This window comes from uncultured Jannaschia sp. (assembly GCF_947494025.1).
Taxonomy (GTDB): domain Bacteria; phylum Pseudomonadota; class Alphaproteobacteria; order Rhodobacterales; family Rhodobacteraceae; genus Jannaschia.
In genome coordinates this window covers 28,293-46,059 of sequence record NZ_CANLTQ010000013.1, presented here as the reverse complement: position 1 = coordinate 46,059, position 17,767 = coordinate 28,293, and the positions used below count along the sequence as shown (strand labels likewise).

Here is a 17,767-nt window from a genome sequence, read left to right as displayed (position 1 = left end):
CGTCAGATGGTCCTATCGGGGCGTCCGCGGCGCGCTGTCACAGTAGGGGATGTCCGATTAGCGCGCCTCGGAGCCTTGTCGTCCAGAGACGTATGTGGGGGGTGCCTGTTTTGACCTGCCTCATTTGGGTTTTAGGGGTCTGAGGTCTCCGCCTCTTTCCTCCCCGTGCTCTGTGAGGACTTGATGCCATGAGAGGCGCGGTCTGGGAAGCCCCCTCATGCCACTCCAAGCCACTTTTCTTATCCACAGCGTGTGGAGGAATATGTGGAGAAGTTTTTCGGGCACATCATGAGGCCTCCAGACGGGCAAAACCCTCAAGATATGGGGACAGTCCGGGCCTCCCTCGGCATTGTTCCACAAGCCCGCTCCCAGATAATCCCCATCTTGGCCCGGACCTGTTTACCAATTATTAACCGATCGGGAATCGCGCAGGCAAGACGGATCCGGGCGGGTTCGCAGGACGGAATCCGAGGGATTCCAGAGGGCTCCCGACCCCGATGCCACACGCGCGAATCGCGAAGCCGTGATCGGGATGTGACCGGGTTGCCACACCTCTTGTCCCGGAACCGATTCTTTCGACATGCCTTCGCCTCGCCCCGCGGTCGCCAAACCGCGACATGGGCATCACGGGGCATGGAGGGGCATGACCGGATCGCTCGCGGCACGAACGGCGCCGGCAGGCAGCGGATCCTGCCGTCGGATCAGGCGAGCCCGTCTTCGACCATGCGCCGGGCCAGCGCCGCGAACGCGTCCGCCATCGCGCCGGACCCGGACGCCACCGGCCGGCCCTCGTCTCCCGCCACTCGGGTGTCGAGGTCGATCGGCAGCGCGCCGAGGAACGGCAGGCCCAGCCGCTTCGCCTCGGTCGCGACGCCGCCATGTCCGAAGATATGCGTCTCCTGGCCGCAATGCGGACAATGGAACAGCGACATGTTCTCGATCAGGCCCAGAACGGGCGTCTTGACCGTCGCGAACATGTCGAGCGCCTTTCGCGCGTCCAGAAGGGAGACGTCCTGCGGCGTCGACACGACGATGGCGCCGTCGACCACGGCCTTGGTGCAAAGCGTGAGCTGCACGTCGCCAGTGCCGGGCGGCAGGTCGACGATGAGCACGTCGAGCGGCCCGCCGGCATGGTAGGTCCAGTCCACCTGCCCCAGCATCTGCTGCAGCGCCCCCATCAGCATCGGACCGCGCCAGACGACGGCCTTGTCCTCCGGCAGCATGAGCCCGATCGACATCATCGTGACGCCATGCGCCTCGAGCGGCAGGATGCGCTTGCCGTCGGGCGAGGCGGGACGCTGGCTCACCCCCATCATCCTGGGCTGGCTCGGTCCGTAGATGTCGGCGTCCAGAAGCCCGACCTTGCGTCCCTGCCGCGCCAGCGCGACGGCGAGGTTGGAGCTGATCGTGGACTTGCCGACGCCGCCCTTGCCGGAGGCGATGGCGATCACGCGCGCGACGCCGGGCACGCGCATGGGGCCCTCCTGCGGTTTCGGGTGACCGCCGACCTTGAGCGAGGGCGGCGCCTTCTCGGAGGTCGGGGCGGTCAGCACCGCCTGCACCCGTTCGGCACCCGGCAAACGGGTGACGGCGGCCTCCGCGGCGGCGCGCAGCGGCTCGGAGACGCGGGCGATCTCGGCCGAGGGGACCTCGATCACGAAGCGCACGTGGCCGCCATCGACGACCAGCGCCCGGATCATGTCCGACGACACAAGGTCGCCGCCGTCCGGGGTGGCGATTTGCGACAGGATCCGGGTGACGTCCTCGCGGGTGACTGACATGGCGTGGGCCTCCTTCGCGGGTTACGTGGCCCGGCCGCCCCGCGATGACAAGGCCAGCCACCCGGTCGCCGCGGCGCCGAGAAGCCCGGCGACGAGAAGCACGCGCGGCAGGCCGAAGAACCCGGCGCCCCAGCCGAGCAGCCCCGAGCCGAACGCGACGGCACCGATGCCGACAACGGCCCAGAGCGACATGACGCGTCCGCGCAGCGCGTCCGGCAGCTCCTCCTGCACGGCCGCCTGCAAGCCGACGCCCGAAAAGGTCGAGGCGAAGCCCAGCACCGCCGTCCAGCCCAGCGTGACCCACCAATCCTCCGACAGGCCGACCAGCGCGACCGCCAGAACCCCCAGGACGAGCGTCAGCCGGGTGATCGGGGCGATACCGCCCTGCCCCGCGCCCGCCGCTTTCGCGACCGCGGCGACGAGCGCGCCGAACCCCGCCGCGGCGGTCAGAACGCCCAACCCCTCCGCGCCGCGATCGTGCACGCCTTCGGCCATGACCGGCAGCAATTCGAGGTAAGCGCGGACAAGGAGCGCGATCGCGCCGGTCAGCACCATCGCCTCCCGCGCAACGGGATGGGTGGCGACGTAGCGGAGACCCTCGGCGATTCCCTCGCGAACGCTGGTTCGGCCCTGATCCGCCGGCAAGGGCCTGGGGTGCATCCAGCGCGTCGCGAGCAGCATCGGCATGTACAGGATCGACGATATCCAAAGTGTCGCCACAGGTCCGAACGTGGCAAGGGCCAGGCCGGTCAGGACCGGAGCGATCATGCGGGCCATGTTGAAATTCAGCGCCGTGAGCGCGATGACATTCGGCACGTCCGCCTTGGGCACCAGCCGCGGGGCGAGCGACATTCGCACCGGATCGTGCGCGGCGGTGACGAAACCGGTCATGAGCGCGACGGCCACGAGGGTCGCCCGGCCAAGCCCCGCCGCGGCCAGCATGGCGGTCACGGCAAGAAGGACGCACATCGTTCCGGAGGTGAACAGGAGGGCCCGGCGGATCTCGGCCCGGTCCACCAGCACGCCAAAGACCGGTCCGGCGAAGATCAACGGGGCGAGGCCCAGCGCCGCAATCAGCCCCACAAAGGGCGCCGAACCCGAAACCTGCCATGCGAGCCAACCCAGTGTGACCCGCTGCGCCCAGCGGGCCTGCGTCAACGGAACGGCGGCGATGAAGTAGGCCCGGAAACCGGGATGGGAGAGCGCACTCATTCCGGGGGAACTAGGTCGGACGCCGGGAACTCAAACGCCGTTAAGCCGTCATGCGTTTGCTGCATGGCAGCATTGAAACATCGTTCGTTGTGCAACCGCAGCATCAGCGCCATCTCTCAGTCAACGCAAACGGACACCCCGACCGGCAATGGGGCCGGAAGGACAACGGAGCGAGCGGCTTCGAGAAAAGGAAACGAACATGGCATACGCAATCAACGGTTCGACGTCCAGTTTTGGCTCCCTGTTGCGCGGCAACATCGCGGCCCGCCTCAATGGCATGCGCGCCGAGCTGGCGAAGCGCCGCGTGTATCGCACCACGCAGAAGGAGCTTTCGGCATTGTCGGACCGCGACCTGGCGGATCTCGGCATCAGCCGGGCCTCCATTCGGGCCATCTCGCTCGAGGCGGCCTACGGACAATAAGAACACTCCGGGCCCGCGTCCTCCCTCGCGGGTTTGGGGTTGCGGCGGCGATCTCCTCCCTGATCCGTCCGCCGCATTAAATTCCGGCTCTTCCTCCTCCCTTGGGGCCGGATGAGACCCTCGCCCCTTTCCTCCCTGGGGGCTGGGTCACAGAAGGAACCGGCGGCGTCCTCTCCTCCCTTGGGCGTCGTCGGGGCCCTTCGACAGATTTCCGGGAACCCCGAACCGATGTTCGGACGTTCCCGACAAAGTTTCGTCGGTCGCCTCTCCTCCCTTGGCGATCGTCGGACCGGCGGGCCGCCCTACCTCCTCCCTAGGGGTGGTCGCCACAGAAGAGACGGCGGTGCCTTTCCTCCCTTGGGCATCGCCGTTTTTTCGTTTGGCGTTCCGGTTCTGCCGAACGTTGCTCGGCAGGTTCCCGGAAAGCCGAAGACGCCTCGGGATTCTGGCTGCGCCGCATAACGGCTACCGCGACGGATCGCACTCGGGACGCCCCGGATCGACAGCGGGCATTCGAAGACCTGCAACGTTGGACGGTCGCGGATTCATCTTGATCCGATTCGAGTCGTGTCAGTAACGACCATTCCACGCGATACGCTTGCCTTCGGTGCGGCGAGGTGACCGCTTCGTCCCGCGATCGCGCGGCGATCCTTCACCGAGCCGAAGCTGACGGATCGCAACGACGAGGGCGATCCGGCCCGAGGCTCCGGGGGCGATACGCCCTCCGGCCGCCACGCTTCAGAACGGCACCTCGCCTGCCTGATCGGCCGGAAGAAGGAAGCGGCCGACGATCTTCTTGGTGCCGGCCTTGTCGAAGGCGACCTCGAGCTTGTCGCCCTCCACCCCCATGACCTCGCCGTAACCGAACTTCGTGTGGAACACGCGCTCGCCCACACCGAAGGCGCTGACGGCGGTCGCGTCGATCACGAGGTTCTTCGCCTCCGCCGGTTGCCGGATCGGACGGGCCGCGTTCGCCTGCAGCCGCCGCCAGCCGGGGGAGTTGTAGACGTCGGCCGAGGCCGCCTTCTCGGGCATCGACGATTCGACGCCGCCCGCCATCCCGGCCTGCTGTGCCGCGGCCATCCCCGTCGCGCCGAAGCCGCCGCCGTAGAGGCCGGGCGGGGTCAGCACCTCGACATGGTCGGTCGGCAATTCGTCGATGAAGCGCGAAGGCAGCGCGGATTGCCATTGTCCGTAGACGCGGCGGTTGGCGGCGAAGCTGATCGTGGCGATCCGCTCGGCGCGGGTGATGCCGACATAGGCAAGCCGCCGCTCTTCCTCGAGACCCTTCACGCCGGTCTCGTCCATCGCGCGCTGCGAGGGAAAGAGGCCGTCCTCCCAGCCGGGCAGGAACACCGCGGGAAACTCGAGCCCCTTTGCCGCGTGGAGCGTCATCAGCGTGATCTTCGGCTCCTCGACCTCGGACTCGTTGTCCATGATGAGCGAGACATGCTCGAGGAAGCCCTGGAGGTTCTCGAAGCCCTCCAGCGCCTTGACGAGCTCCTTCAGGTTCTCGAGCCGACCCGGCGCCTCGGGCGTCTTTTCGTTCTGCCAGAAGCCGGTATAGCCGGATTCGTCCAGGACCTCCTCGGCCAGCCGGATGTGGTCGCGGCCGTCGAGCATCTCCGCGCGCCAACGGTCGAGCCCGTCGACGAGCTCCCCCAGCGCCGCGCCGCCCTTGCCGCCGATCGTCTTCGTCCGCACGCAAAGCCTGGCGCCTTCCAGCAGCGACACGCCGTTCGACCGGGCCATGACCTGAATGTTCTGCTGCGCCTTGTCGCCCAGCCCCCGCTTCGGCGTATTGACGATCCGCTCGAAGGCAAGGTCGTCGTCGGGGCTGACCACGAGGCGGAAATAGGCCATCGCGTCGCGGATCTCGAGCCGTTCGTAAAAACGCGGGCCGCCGATCACGCGATAGGGCAGGCCGATGGTCAGGAACCGGTCCTCGAAGGCGCGCATCTGGTGGGCCGCGCGCACGAGGATCGCCATGTCGTCGAGCGAGACCGGCGCCATGCCGCGGGTGCCGCGGGTCATCGCCTCGGCTTCCTCGCCGATCCAGCGCGCCTCCTCGTCGCCATCCCAATGGCCGATCAGGCGGACCTTCTCGCCCTCCTCGGCCTCCGTCCAGAGCGTCTTGCCGAGCCGGCCCTTGTTGCCCGCGATCACGCCCGAGGCGGCGGCGAGGATATGGGGGGTGGAGCGGTAGTTCTGCTCCAGCCGGATGATCTCCGCCCCCTCGAAATCCTTCTCGAAGCGCAGGATGTTTCCCACCTCGGCACCGCGCCAGCCGTAGATCGACTGGTCGTCGTCGCCGACGCAGCAGATGTTGCGGTGGCCGCCCGCGAGCAGGCGGAGCCAGAGATATTGCGCGACGTTCGTGTCTTGGTACTCGTCGACGAGGATGTAGCGGAACCAGCGGCGATACTGCGAGAGCACGTCCTCGTGCCGTTGGAAGATGTCGATGACGTGCAGGAGCAAATCACCGAAATCGACCGCGTTCAGCGTCAGCAGACGGTCCTGATAGGCGCGGTAGAGCGCCACGCCCTTGCCGTCGAAGGCCTGCACCTCGTGCGCGGGGATCTTGTCGGGCGTCCAGGCGCGGTTCTTCCAATTGTCGAGGATGCCGGCCAGCATCCGTGGCGGCCAGCGCTTCTCGTCGATCCCGGCCGCGGTGATGAGCTGCTTCAGGAGACGAAGCTGATCGTCGGTGTCGAGAATCGTGAAGTTCGAGCGCAGGTGCAGCTCGCGCGGCGCGCCCCCGGCCGTGATCTCGCGACCGACGAGCTCCGCATGGCGGCGGAGGAGCTTGACGCAGATCGAGTGGAAGGTGCCGAGCCACGGCATCCCCTCGGCCGCCTCCCCCATCATCGCGCCGACCCGCTCGCGCATTTCCCGCGCGGCCTTGTTGGTGAAGGTCACGGCGAGAATCTCGTTCGGCCGGGCTTGGCCCTGCGCCATCAGGTGCGCGATCCGCGCGGTCAGCGCGCGGGTCTTGCCGGTGCCCGCGCCGGCGAGCATGAGAACGGGCCCGTCGAGCGTTTCCACCGCCCGGAGCTGCGCCGGATTCAGCCCCTGGAGATAGGGGGCGGGCCGGGCGGCCATGGCACGGGCGGACAGGCTGGCGGCTTGCATCGCGTCGGAATCATCGTGCATCATTAACCAAGGATAGGACGCCCGGCCGCGGAACGGAACCCCGTGTTCGCCTTGCGTTCGCATCCCGATCCGCACAGCTTTCCGGGAGCCGGCGGCAAACGGCCGCACGGAGCGGTTATCGGCTCGCGGGAACAGAATCGGCGGAGGCTTCGCTCCTCCTCGCTCGTGCCGGATCAAGCGATGGATCGGGATCCGGGCAATCTTCGCGCAACGGGTTACACGCTTTGTCCACAATCGCGCCGCGCGGATCTTCGTCCATCCGGGCGCGCCGGCGGCGCGCAGGGTCATCCTCACGATGCTCTTCCCGTCCGGGCCTCGGCGACCGCCGGCTCGCCCGGATTGCGCCTATCGACACGACGATCGTCGAGTTCGGCCGGACCTTCGCACATGAGGGGTGGGATCGGAGCGTGATGCAGCCGGGCAGCTTCGAACGGGACACTATTGCCGCATTGCAGCGCGAAGAATAGCGTCGGGATGCGACCGGGTGCCCGGGGAACCAGACGAAAGGATTTCGCATGGCCGATTTCGGAAAGATTCTGATCGCCAATCGCGGAGAGATCGCGATCCGCGTCATGCGTGCCGCCAACGAGATGGGCAAGCGCACGGTTGCCGTCTATGCCGAGGAGGACAAGCTGAGCCTCCACCGCTTCAAGGCGGACGAGGCCTACCGGATCGGCGAAGGGCTCGGGCCCGTCGCGGCCTACCTGTCCATCGGGGAGATCATCCGCGTCGCGAAGGCCTGCGGCGCCGACGCGATCCATCCGGGCTACGGCCTGCTGTCGGAGAACCCCGATTTCGTCGATGCCTGCGCCGCTGCCGGCATCGCCTTCATCGGCCCGAAGGCCGACACGATGCGCGCGCTCGGCGACAAGGCGAGCGCGCGGCGCGTCGCGGTCGAGGCGGGCGTGCCGGTCATCCCCGCGACCGAGGTTCTGGGCGACGACATGGACGCCATCCGCGCCGAGGCCGCCGGGATCGGCTACCCGCTGATGCTGAAGGCGAGCTGGGGCGGCGGCGGGCGCGGCATGCGGCCGATCGCGTCGGAGGACGAGCTGGCGGAAAAGGTCCTCGAAGGCCGGCGCGAGGCGGAGGCCGCCTTCGGCAATGGCGCGGGCTATCTCGAAAGGATGATCACCCGCGCCCGCCACGTCGAGGTGCAGATCCTCGGCGACGCGCATGGCAACATCTACCACCTCTACGAGCGCGACTGCTCCGTGCAGCGACGCAACCAGAAGGTCGTGGAACGCGCGCCCGCGCCCTATCTGTCGGAGACGCAGCGCGAACAGGTCTGCGCGCTCGGCAAGAAAATCTGCGAGCACGTCGCCTACGAATGCGCGGGCACGGTCGAGTTCCTGATGGATATGGATTCGGGCCAGTTCTACTTCATCGAAGTGAACCCCCGCGTGCAGGTCGAGCATACCGTCACCGAGGAGGTCACCGGCATCGACATCGTGCGCGCCCAGATCCTCATCGCCGAAGGCAAGTCCCTGATGGAAGCGACCGGCGTCGCGTCGCAATACGACGTGCAGCTCGACGGCCACGCGGTGCAGTGCCGGGTCACCACCGAGGATCCGCAGAACAACTTCATTCCCGATTACGGCCGCATCACCACCTACCGCTCCGCCACCGGCATGGGCATCCGCCTCGACGGAGGCACCGCCTATTCGGGGGCGGTGATCACCCGCTACTATGACTCGCTCCTCACCAAGGTGACCGCCTGGGCGCGCACGCCGGAGGCCGCGATCAAGCGGATGGACCGGGCCCTGCGCGAGTTCCGCATCCGCGGCGTTTCCACGAACATCCCCTTCGTGGTGAACCTGCTGCGGCATCCGAAATTCCTGAGCTACGAATACTCGACCCGGTTCATCGACGAGACGCCGGAGCTCTTCGACTTCCCGGTGCAGCGCGACCGGGCGACCAGGATCCTCACCTACATCGCCGACATCTCCGTCAACGGGCATCCTGAAACGGCGGGCCGGCCGCGCCCGCCCGCCGACCAGCGCGCGCCGACCGCGCCCGAGCGGCGCTGCGACGCGCCGCCCGACGGCACCAAACAGATACTGGACCGCGAGGGCGCGGAGGGCCTGGCCCGCTGGATGCTGGCGCAGGACCGGCTTCTGCTGACCGACACGACCATGCGCGACGGGCACCAGTCGCTTCTGGCCACGCGGATGCGCTCCATCGACATGGTCCGCTCCGCGCCGGCCTACGCCACGAACCTGCCGGAGCTGTTCTCCGTCGAATGCTGGGGCGGCGCGACCTTCGACGTGGCCTACCGCTTCCTGCAGGAATGCCCGTGGCAGCGGCTGCGCGAGCTCCGGGCCGCGATGCCGAACCTGCTGACGCAGATGCTGCTGCGCGCGTCGAACGGCGTGGGCTACACGAACTACCCCGACAACGTGGTCGGCAGTTTCGTGCGGCAGGCGGCCGAGACCGGGGTGGACGTGTTCCGCGTGTTCGATTCGCTCAACTGGGTCGAGAACATGCGCGTGGCGATGGACGCGGTGATCGAGACGGGGCGCGTCTGCGAGGGGACGGTCTGCTATACCGGCGACCTGCTCGACCCCGACCGCGCGAAATACGACCTCAAGTATTATATCGGCATGGCGAAGGAGCTCGAGGCGGCGGGCGCCCACGTGCTCGGCGTGAAGGACATGGCGGGCCTTCTGAAGCCCGCCGCGGCGCGACAGCTCTTCCGCGCGCTCAAGGACGAGATCGGCCTGCCGATCCATTTCCATACCCACGACACGGCCGGCATCGCCTGCGCCACGATCCTCGCCGCGACCGAGGCGGGCGTGGACGCGGCCGACGTGGCGATGGACGCGCTGTCCGGCAACACGAGCCAGGCGACCTTCGGCACGATCCTCGCCGCCCTCAAGGACGACCCGCGCGACCCCGGCCTCGACGAGGAGGCGGTCCGGCGGATGTCGGATTACTGGGAGCTTGTCCGCAAGCAGTACCTCGCCTTCGAAAGCGGGATGCAGGCGCCGTCCTCGGAGGTCTACCTGCACGAGATGCCCGGCGGGCAGTTCACAAACCTCAAGGCGCAGGCCCGCTCCATGGGGCTCGAGGCGCGCTGGCACGAGGTGGCGCAGATGTATGCCGACGTGAACCGGATGTTCGGCGACATCGTGAAGGTCACGCCGTCCTCCAAGGTGGTGGGCGACATGGCGCTGATGATGGTGAGCCAGGGCCTTTCCGTGGCGCAGGTGCTCGACCCGAAGGTCGAGGTCTCGTGGCCCGACTCGGTCGTGGACATGATGCGCGGCAATCTCGGTCAGCCCCCCGGCGGCTGGCCCATGGCGTTGCAGAAGAAGGTCCTGAAGGGCGAGTCGCCGTTGACCGAACGCCCGGGCAAGCATCTCGAGCCGGTCGATCTGGAGGTGGTGCGCGCGGAGCTGTCCGCGAAGCTCGACCAGAAGATCGACGACGAGGATCTGAACGGCTACCTGATGTATCCCAAGGTCTTCACCGACTACGCCGAGCGTCACCAGACCTACGGCCCCGTTCGCGCGCTGACGACGCCGGTCTTCTTCTATGGAATGGAGCCGGGCGACGAGACCTTCGCCGAGATCGACCCCGGCAAGACGCTGGAGATTCGCTGCGTCGCCGCGGGCGAGACCAACGAGGACGGCGAGGTCCGCGTCTTCTTCGAACTGAACGGTCAACCGCGCACCGTCCGCGTCGCCGACCGCAAGGTCGTGGGAACCCAGACCAAGCGGCCCAAGGCCGACATGGGCAATCCCGACCATGTCGGCGCGCCGATGCCGGGCGTCGTGGCCTCCGTCGCGGCGCAGACCGGAGCGACGGTGCGCAAGGGCGACCTGCTGCTCACCATCGAGGCGATGAAGATGGAAACGGGCCTGCACGCCGACCGCGACGCGACGGTGTCCGCGGTCAATGTCACGCCCGGCGCGCAGATCGACGCGAAGGACCTGCTGGTGGAGCTCGGCTGACCGACCGCTCCTCGCCCGATCCCTGCCGCGCTCGCGCCGGGATCGGTCCCTGATCGGAAGCCCGGCCCGCCTCTGCCCGATCATGCGCCCCGCCCCGCGCCGCCGCTTCCTCCGGGCGGAGCGAGGGCGCGGTCTCCATCGACCACGTTGTGCTGACCGCCGGTATCACAGCCCTCGCCCTGTTCGCCGCGCGGCCGATGAGCAACGGGCGCCGCGCTCGGCTTCGGCACGGACCTGACGCAAAGCGGCGGCGGTGGCGTCTTCGCGATCGACAACGTCATGGCGAGCGGCCTGCGGCCGCAGAAGCGGGGGACCGGGGGGCCGCCTGGGAATAACGCACGGAGCCGGGATTTTCCGCTTGCACGCCCTGCAGCGTTTTCCTATCTGACGCGCACCGAAACGGGCGGGCGTAGCTCAGGGGTAGAGCATTACCTTGCCAAGGTAAGGGTCGTGAGTTCGAATCTCATCGCCCGCTCCATTTCGGACCTCGAAAGGCCCCCGGCACCTTGTCGGGGGCCTTCGTCGTTTCCCGCCCTTTCCGGCCTCCGTCCGTCGGGTTAAGGGGGCCGCGACCGACTTCCGAGGAGCCGCCGATGCGCACGGCCACCATCGCCCGCAAGACCGCCGAAACCGATATCGAAGTCACGCTCGACCTCGATGGGACCGGCGCCTACGACAACCGGACGGGTGTGGGCTTCTTCGACCACATGCTCGACCAGCTGGCGCGCCACGCGCTGATCGACCTGACGGTGCGCTGCGACGGAGACCTGCATATCGACGACCACCATACGGTCGAGGATACCGGCATCGCGATCGGTCAGGCGCTCACGCGGGCCATGGGCGACAAGCGCGGCATCCGCCGCTACGGCGCGTGCCTCCTGCCGATGGACGACGCGTTGGTCCGCGCCGCGCTCGACCTGTCGGGGCGGCCCTATCTCGCCTGGCACGTCGAGATGTCGGCGCCGCAGATCAGGAGTTTCGACACCGAGCTCGTGCGCGAATTCTTTCAGGCCTTCGCGACCCACGGGGGCATCACGATGCATGTCGACGGCCTGCGCGGCGTGAACGCGCACCACGTCGCGGAGGCCGCGTTCAAGGCGGTCGCCCGCGCCCTGCGCGATGCGCTGGAGACCGATCCGCGGAAGTCCGATGCGATCCCGTCGACCAAGGGATCGCTCTGACCATGCGGACCGTTCTCGTCGATTACGACAGTGGCAACCTGCATTCCGCGCGGAAGGCCTTCGAGCGAATGGCGCGGGAAACGGATGCGGGGGAGATCCTGGTGTCCTCCCGCCCCGAGGACGTGGTTCGGGCCGATCGCGTCGTCCTGCCGGGCGACGGCGCGTTTCCGGCCTGCCGCCGGGGCCTGAAGGGCTTCGACGGGCTGGAGGGGGCATTGCTGGAGGCGATCGGCCCGCGCGCCCTGCCCTTTCTCGGCATCTGCGTCGGCATGCAGATGCTCGCCTCGAAGGGGCGCGAATACGAGGAGGTCGCGGGCTTCGATGTGATCCCCGGAACAGTGAAGCGGATCGTGCCCTCCGACCCTGCGCTGAAGGTGCCGCATATGGGATGGAACGACCTTGTCGTGACCGAGGCGCATCCGGTCCTCGACGGCGTGGCCACAGGCGATCACGCCTATTTCGTCCACTCCTACCAGATGTCTGTCGACACGCCGTCCGACCGGCTTGCCCATGTGGAATACGGCGGCGACGTGACCGCGATCGTCGCGCGCGGCAATGTCGTCGGCACGCAGTTCCACCCGGAAAAGAGCCAGCGGACCGGTCTGCGCCTGATCGCGAATTTTCTTCGTTGGGCGCCCTGACCCCCGCATACGGGCTCCGCACGCAGCACCCCGGTTCCGGCGAACCTCAGCCCGGCCGTTCGGACGTGACCGTTTGAGCGGGCGACACGAAGCGCGTCGAAGCCCGGGAATGCGGAGCGTCGAGGCGATGTCCGTCGACACCTGACCCCGCCCGCGTTTCCGATCCGCCGTGACGGTCTTTCCCATCGTGTCCGGGTCGGGCATTGAGCGCGCGCAAGACAGGAGCGTCCCCCATGATCCTTTACCCCGCGATCGACCTGAAGGACGGGCAGGCCGTGCGCCTGCTCCACGGCGAGATGGAAAGCGCGACGATCTTCAACGACAATCCGGCCGCGCAGGCGCGCATCTTCCAGGACGCGGGCTGCGACTGGATCCACCTCGTCGACCTGAACGGGGCCTTCGCCGGCCAGCCGGTGAACGCCACGGCGGTGGAGGAGATCCTCGCGGCCATCGACGTTCCCGCGCAGCTGGGTGGCGGCATCCGCGACATGGCCACGATCGAAGCATGGCTCGCCAAGGGTTTGGCGCGCGTGATCCTCGGCACCGCGGCGGTCGAGGAGCCGGACCTCGTGCGGCAGGCGGCGGCCGCGTTCCCCGGACAGGTCGCCGTCGGCATCGACGCCCGCGCGGGCCGGGTAGCCACGCGCGGCTGGGCGGAGGAGACGGACGTGATGGCCTCCGACCTCGCCCGGCGTTTCGAGGATGCCGGCGTGGCGGCGATCGTCTATACCGACATCGACCGCGACGGCGCGATGGGCGGCCCGAACGTCGAAGCGACGCGGGCCTTGGCCGAGGCGGTGTCGATTCCGGTAATCGCCTCGGGCGGCGTGTCCTCGCTCGCGGATCTTGAACGCCTGAAGGCGACCGGCTCCATTGCCGGGGCGATCTCCGGCCGCGCGCTCTACGACGGGGCGATCGACCTCCGGGCGGCTCTGGCGGCGCTGAAGACGGCGTGAGGCTGCGCTACCCCGCGGCACTCATCGCGCTCGGCTTCGGGGCGCTTCTCATCGATCTGTGGTTCGAATGGTCGCTGGGCACGCTGGATTGCAGTCGACCGTTCGACCTCGTCGTCTGCATCGTCTCGGTCCCCGCGCGCTTCGCGATCGCCCATCTGACCCTTCTGGCGCAAGCGCTCCTTCTCGCCGGCGGGGTCTGGCTTCTGGCGGCGGCGATCCGGCGGGTTGTCCGGGGCTGATGGCGACGGGGGCCGTCCCCGAACCGCCAAGCCCTTGCCCCGCTCGCGAAACCCGGCCAGAACCCCGCCCATGCTGAAGACGCGCATCATTCCCTGTCTCGACGTGGCCGACGGGCGCGTGGTCAAGGGCGTGAACTTCGTCGACCTGCGCGACGCGGGCGACCCGGTGGAATCGGCGCGCGCCTATGACGCGGCCGGCGCCGACGAGCTTTGCTTCCTCGACATCCACGCCACGCACGAAAACCGCGGCACGATGTACGACCTCGTTACCCGGACGGCGGAAGCGTGCTTCATGCCGCTGACCATCGGCGGCGGCGTCCGGACGGTGGAAAACGTGCGCGACCTGCTGCTGGCGGGGGCCGACAAGGTCAGCTTCAACTCCGCCGCCGTGGCCGACCCCGACGTGCTCGCCCGGGCGGCGGACAAGTTCGGCAGCCAGTGCATCGTCTGCGCCATCGACGCGCGCACGGTGGCGCCGGACAAGTGGGAGATCTTTACCCATGGCGGCCGGCGGAAGACCGGGATCGACGCGGTGGCCTTCGCCCGGCTGGCGGCGGAGCGGGGGGCGGGCGAGATCCTCCTCACTTCGATGGATCGCGACGGAACCAAGGCGGGGTTCAACCTGCCCCTGACCCGGGCCGTCGCCGATGCCCTGCCGATCCCGGTGATCGCCTCGGGCGGCGTGGGCACGCTCGACCATCTCGTGGCGGGCGTAACGGAAGGCCGGGCCTCCGCCGTGCTCGCCGCGTCGATCTTCCATTTCGGCACCCACACGATTGCCGAGGCGAAGGCCCACATGGCCGCGGCCGGCATCCCCATGCGGATGGAATGAGCATGCATGCGCTCGACGCCCTTTGGCAGACCATTGCCGCCCGCCGCGATGCGGACCCCGACAGCAGCTGGACCGCGAAGCTTCTCGCCAAGGGTCCTGCGAAATGCGCGGAGAAATTCGGCGAGGAGGCCGTGGAGGCGATCATCGAGGCAGCACGCGGCGACCGCGAGGCCCTGACCCGCGAGGGAGCGGATGTCCTCTACCATTTCTGCGTGATGCTGGCGGCCCGGGACGTGGATCTGGCCGACGTCCTGGCAGAACTCGACCGCCGGAGCGGGCGGTCGGGGCTGGACGAACGGGCCTCGCGCGGCACGTCCTGAATCTCTGGTCTTTCTGGCGAACGTTTCTCGATGCGTCGCTTCGACGTCTGAGACGGCCCAAGACGTGGCACAGGGGTGCTTCGCACCGCTTCGGTGTGCATGTTCCGGAAAAGAAAGCGAAACGGCATTCCGGTTTCGGAACCTTCGCGCTTCCCTGCGTGTTGCCTAGCCAATCCGCCTGCACGCAGGTCACCGCAGCAACGAAAGGAACTCCCGATGAAAACGCTGTTCGCGTCTACGGCCATCGCTATGGCCCTTGCCGTCCCCGCCACCGCCCAGGATGCGGCAACCGGCCCGTTCGTCTCCGCCATCGAGGGCGACTCCGTCCGGGGGTCCGACCTCATGGGATCGCGCCTTTACGTCTCCGAGACCGAGGTCGACATCACCGCCGGCCAAGGCCAGGACTGGAACGACGTCGGCGAGATCTCGGACATCGTGCTGGGCAATTCGGGCGAGATCGACGCGGTCCTCGTCGATATCGGCGGCTTTCTCGGCATCGGCGAGCGCACCGTTGCCGTGAACATGGACGACCTGCAATTCGTGTCCGACGGCGAGGCGGCAAGCGACTACTTCATCGTGATGCAGGGCACGCAGGAAGACCTTGAGAACGCCCCCGAGTTTCAGGAACCGACGAGTGCCGCCGGCCTCGAGACCGGCGCGATGAACGCCACGCAGGGCACCGGCATGGACACGCAGGCTGGCTCGACGCTGGTGACGGGCGGCAATTCCGATCCGAGCATGGACCCGGAGGAATCCGCGCTGATCGCCGACGGAATGGAGCCCGAGGAGGCCCGCGATGCCGTGAACATGGCTGAGACGGAAGCCGAAGGCGCCGTGGAAGACGCCGGGGCCGAGATGGCAGAGGCCGGAGACGAGGCCGAAGCCACCCTGGAGAACGTCGAGACAGAGCTGGCCGAGGCCGGCGGCGAAGCCGAGACGGCCATGGAGAATGCGGGCGACGAGATGGCGGAGGCCGGAAACGAGGTCGAGGCCACCGTGGACGAAACCGCGACCGAGATGACCGGCGGCGAGACCGAAATGGCGCAGGACGACGCGACGATGGCCCCCGAAGGCGATATGGCGGCGGCTGGCACGGCCGGCCTGATGCCCGCGCCGATGATGGAACGCGAGGGCTATCAGGTGATCGGCTATGACCAGCTGACCGCCGACGACGTGACAGGCGCGGCTGTCTACGGCCCGGAGGACGAGCGCGTGGGCGAGATCGGTGAATTGCTGGTAAGCGACGACGGCAAGCTTGACAGCGCGATCGTGGACGTTGGCGGCTTCCTCGGTCTCGGCGAGAAGCAGGTCGAGGTGCCGTTCGACAACCTGCAGATCCTGCAGGGCGAGAACGACATGCGCATCTACATCGACGCGACCGAGGAGCAACTGGAGCAGCTGCCCGCATACGAGGGCTGAGCGCGGCATACGGTAAGAAGACGGTCCGTCGCGAAAGCGGCGGGCCTTTTCGTGTCCGGCAGGACTAGGCGATCAGACGCGCATGCTCGATCTTGGGACAGCGGTCCTGTACGAAACCGACCCCCGCCTCGCGGCACATCTCCACGGCTTCGTCCGAAAAGACGCCGAGTTGCAGCCAGACGCATTGAAGGGCGGGCAATGTCGCCAGCGCGTCGCGGACCAGATCGGACACCGCCTCCGACCGGCGGAACACGTCGAGCACATCGACAGGCCCTTTGATCTCCGAAAGCGACCCGACCGCCTGGCGGCCGAACACGACCTGCCCGGCAAGGCCCGGATTGACGGGCACGACGTCGTAGCCCTGTGCGATGAGGTACCGCGATACGTAATGGCTCGGGCGCGCGGGGTTCGCGGACGCCCCGACACAGGCGAAGCGACGAGCACGCGCGAGAAGGTCGCGGAGATCATCGTCTGAAAGGTCGGCCATTGATGCACCAAATCATAGAAAAAAGGGCCCGCGGCATCGAAGACGCGGGCCCAAGTTATGGAACGAGGGACAGTGAACAGAAGTGCGAAAGTTCCAATCTCGCCTTCCTCAGACACAAGGACAACAGACTTGCAAGCAAGGAGTTCCCTTGCGATCGGCATTTTCTTCTGCCACCATCCATTTTTCGTTCAACGCCCGATAGACAAAGCGAAAAGAGCGACGGCAGCGGCGTTGGACACGTTGAGCGACCCGAACGTTCCGCTCGCGTGGACGCGCGTCATGCGGTGGCAAAGCGACCGGGTCCGGTCCCGCAATCCCGGCCCTTCCGCCCCGAGGACGATGGCTGTGGGGGTCGTGACAAGCCCCGTCGCCACATCGGTCAACGTTTCCTCCGCTTCGCCGTCGAGACCGACGAGCGTGTAGCCCAGTCCCGCCAGCCGCTCCATCGCGTCGCCGAGATTGCCGATCCGGAGGTAGGGCTGCCGCTCGAGCGCACCCGACGCCGTCTTGGCCAGTGCCCCCGTTTCCGGTACGGAATGGCGGCTCGGCGCGATGACCGCCCGCGCGCCGAACACTTCCGCCGACCTCAGGATCGCGCCCGCATTGTGCGGATCGGTCACCCGGTCGAGAAGGACGAGAAGCGGCGCATCGCCGCCGGGGCGGGCCACGTCCTCCAGCCGGCCCCAATCGAGCGGACGCACCTCGAGCGCGGCCCCCTGGTGGACGGAACCCGGATCGAGGGGGACGGGAAACTTCCGCGGATCGACGATCTCCGGCTCCATGCCCGAGGCTGGAACCGCCTCGCCGAGCCGGTCGGCGGCGTTCTTCGTCAGGACGAGGCGCAACCGGTCGCGCATCGGATTGGCCAGCGCGTCACGCACCGCGTGCAGCCCGAAGAGCCAGAGCGTCTCGCGCGCCCCGGCCCGTCGCTCCTGCTCCTTCGCGACGACCCATTTCGGCTTCTGCGCCATGCGACCCCCTGTTGGTTTCCGGCGCTTATCGCCGCTTGCACACAGAGCCACAACACCGCTTGACCCCACCCGGAGCGGCGGCTATCCGGTCCACCGTTGGGCGACAGGCCGCAAGGTGTGGCAGGGGACTGTAACTCCCTCGCGGAGACGCACGCCTGGTTCGATTCCAGGGTCGCCCACCAACACCCCCTCCGTGAA

Annotated in this window: 14 protein-coding genes and 2 tRNA genes; 11 read left to right on the top strand and 5 right to left on the bottom strand. The window is 67.9% G+C overall.

What is annotated here, in order from left to right:
• Positions 1-701: 701 nt before the first annotated feature.
• Positions 702-1,781: an Mrp/NBP35 family ATP-binding protein gene (locus Q1B08_RS14155; RefSeq protein ID WP_299820093.1), complete on the bottom strand. Its 1,080-nt coding sequence runs from the start codon at positions 1,779-1,781 to the stop codon at positions 702-704.
• A gap of 21 nt (positions 1,782-1,802) precedes the next feature.
• Positions 1,803-2,993, bottom strand: a complete 1,191-nt coding sequence (locus tag Q1B08_RS14150) for an MFS transporter (protein ID WP_299820090.1) — start codon at positions 2,991-2,993, stop codon at positions 1,803-1,805.
• 199 nt (positions 2,994-3,192) lie between these two features.
• Between Q1B08_RS14150 and Q1B08_RS14145 the strand changes: the two genes are divergently transcribed.
• The gene (locus Q1B08_RS14145; protein WP_299820088.1) at positions 3,193-3,414 is read left to right on the top strand and encodes a DUF1127 domain-containing protein; all 222 of its coding nucleotides are present in this window, start codon (positions 3,193-3,195) and stop codon (positions 3,412-3,414) included.
• Between the two features lie 738 nt (positions 3,415-4,152).
• Here the strand turns inward: Q1B08_RS14145 and Q1B08_RS14140 are convergent.
• Complete coding sequence (locus Q1B08_RS14140) at positions 4,153-6,546, bottom strand: UvrD-helicase domain-containing protein (protein ID WP_299820085.1); 2,394 nt, start codon at positions 6,544-6,546, stop codon at positions 4,153-4,155.
• A gap of 536 nt (positions 6,547-7,082) precedes the next feature.
• Here Q1B08_RS14140 and Q1B08_RS14135 point away from each other — a divergent pair.
• The 9 genes from Q1B08_RS14135 to Q1B08_RS14095 all read left to right on the top strand — a co-directional run bounded on the left by Q1B08_RS14135 (position 7,083) and on the right by Q1B08_RS14095 (position 16,111).
• On the top strand, positions 7,083-10,523 hold the full coding sequence (locus Q1B08_RS14135) for a pyruvate carboxylase (RefSeq protein WP_299820082.1): 3,441 nt from the start codon (positions 7,083-7,085) through the stop codon (positions 10,521-10,523).
• A gap of 403 nt (positions 10,524-10,926) precedes the next feature.
• Positions 10,927-11,001, top strand: a tRNA-Gly gene (locus Q1B08_RS14130).
• A 115-nt stretch (positions 11,002-11,116) separates the two neighbouring features.
• Positions 11,117-11,704, top strand: a complete 588-nt coding sequence (gene hisB, locus Q1B08_RS14125) for an imidazoleglycerol-phosphate dehydratase HisB (RefSeq protein ID WP_299820079.1) — start codon at positions 11,117-11,119, stop codon at positions 11,702-11,704.
• Positions 11,705-11,706: 2 nt separating this feature from the next.
• Entirely contained in the window at positions 11,707-12,345 is a 639-nt protein-coding gene (hisH, locus tag Q1B08_RS14120) for an imidazole glycerol phosphate synthase subunit HisH (protein ID WP_299820076.1), read from the top strand.
• A 233-nt stretch (positions 12,346-12,578) separates the two neighbouring features.
• Positions 12,579-13,301, top strand: coding sequence for a 1-(5-phosphoribosyl)-5-[(5-phosphoribosylamino)methylideneamino]imidazole-4-carboxamide isomerase (gene hisA, locus Q1B08_RS14115; RefSeq protein WP_299820073.1), 723 nt, complete (start codon positions 12,579-12,581; stop codon positions 13,299-13,301).
• The gene (locus Q1B08_RS14110) at positions 13,298-13,540 is read left to right on the top strand and encodes a hypothetical protein (RefSeq protein WP_299820070.1); all 243 of its coding nucleotides are present in this window, start codon (positions 13,298-13,300) and stop codon (positions 13,538-13,540) included. Before hisA ends, Q1B08_RS14110 begins: the two co-directional genes overlap by 4 nt.
• Before the next feature lie 70 nt (positions 13,541-13,610).
• Positions 13,611-14,372 (top strand): imidazole glycerol phosphate synthase subunit HisF, encoded by a 762-nt coding sequence (gene hisF, locus Q1B08_RS14105; protein ID WP_299820067.1) that lies wholly within the window; start codon positions 13,611-13,613, stop codon positions 14,370-14,372.
• Positions 14,373-14,374: 2 nt separating this feature from the next.
• Entirely contained in the window at positions 14,375-14,692 is a 318-nt protein-coding gene (locus tag Q1B08_RS14100) for a phosphoribosyl-ATP diphosphatase (RefSeq protein WP_299820064.1), read from the top strand.
• A 216-nt stretch (positions 14,693-14,908) separates the two neighbouring features.
• Positions 14,909-16,111 carry a PRC-barrel domain-containing protein gene (locus Q1B08_RS14095; protein WP_299820061.1) on the top strand — a complete coding sequence of 401 codons (1,203 nt, stop codon included), beginning with the start codon at positions 14,909-14,911 and terminating at the stop codon, positions 16,109-16,111.
• 64 nt (positions 16,112-16,175) lie between these two features.
• Here Q1B08_RS14095 and Q1B08_RS14090 read toward each other — a convergent pair whose 3' ends face one another.
• A complete protein-coding gene (locus Q1B08_RS14090; protein WP_299820058.1) occupies positions 16,176-16,598 on the bottom strand; it encodes a CoA-binding protein in 423 nt (140 codons plus the stop codon).
• 188 nt (positions 16,599-16,786) lie between these two features.
• Positions 16,787-17,569: an RNA methyltransferase gene (locus tag Q1B08_RS14085; protein ID WP_299820055.1), complete on the bottom strand. Its 783-nt coding sequence runs from the start codon at positions 17,567-17,569 to the stop codon at positions 16,787-16,789.
• A gap of 98 nt (positions 17,570-17,667) precedes the next feature.
• Between Q1B08_RS14085 and Q1B08_RS14080 the strand changes: the two genes are divergently transcribed.
• Positions 17,668-17,751 (top strand) — tRNA-Tyr (locus Q1B08_RS14080).
• The last annotated feature ends 16 nt before the right edge of the window (positions 17,752-17,767 follow it).

What these genes read in the sequence shown, in the direction of transcription:
- Q1B08_RS14155 (WP_299820093.1), bottom strand. Translation starts at nt 1,781, where the DNA reads ATGTCAGTCACCCGCGAGGACGTCACCCGGATCCTGTCGCAAATCGCC.
- Q1B08_RS14150 (WP_299820090.1), bottom strand. Translation starts at nt 2,993, where the DNA reads ATGAGTGCGCTCTCCCATCCCGGTTTCCGGGCCTACTTCATCGCCGCC.
- Q1B08_RS14145 (WP_299820088.1), top strand. Translation starts at nt 3,193, where the DNA reads ATGGCATACGCAATCAACGGTTCGACGTCCAGTTTTGGCTCCCTGTTG.
- Q1B08_RS14140 (WP_299820085.1), bottom strand. Translation starts at nt 6,546, where the DNA reads ATGCAAGCCGCCAGCCTGTCCGCCCGTGCCATGGCCGCCCGGCCCGCC.
- Q1B08_RS14135 (WP_299820082.1), top strand. Translation starts at nt 7,083, where the DNA reads ATGGCCGATTTCGGAAAGATTCTGATCGCCAATCGCGGAGAGATCGCG.
- hisB (WP_299820079.1), top strand. Translation starts at nt 11,117, where the DNA reads ATGCGCACGGCCACCATCGCCCGCAAGACCGCCGAAACCGATATCGAA.
- hisH (WP_299820076.1), top strand. Translation starts at nt 11,707, where the DNA reads ATGCGGACCGTTCTCGTCGATTACGACAGTGGCAACCTGCATTCCGCG.
- hisA (WP_299820073.1), top strand. Translation starts at nt 12,579, where the DNA reads ATGATCCTTTACCCCGCGATCGACCTGAAGGACGGGCAGGCCGTGCGC.
- hisF (WP_299820067.1), top strand. Translation starts at nt 13,611, where the DNA reads ATGCTGAAGACGCGCATCATTCCCTGTCTCGACGTGGCCGACGGGCGC.
- Q1B08_RS14100 (WP_299820064.1), top strand. Translation starts at nt 14,375, where the DNA reads ATGCATGCGCTCGACGCCCTTTGGCAGACCATTGCCGCCCGCCGCGAT.
- Q1B08_RS14095 (WP_299820061.1), top strand. Translation starts at nt 14,909, where the DNA reads ATGAAAACGCTGTTCGCGTCTACGGCCATCGCTATGGCCCTTGCCGTC.
- Q1B08_RS14090 (WP_299820058.1), bottom strand. Translation starts at nt 16,598, where the DNA reads ATGGCCGACCTTTCAGACGATGATCTCCGCGACCTTCTCGCGCGTGCT.
- Q1B08_RS14085 (WP_299820055.1), bottom strand. Translation starts at nt 17,569, where the DNA reads ATGGCGCAGAAGCCGAAATGGGTCGTCGCGAAGGAGCAGGAGCGACGG.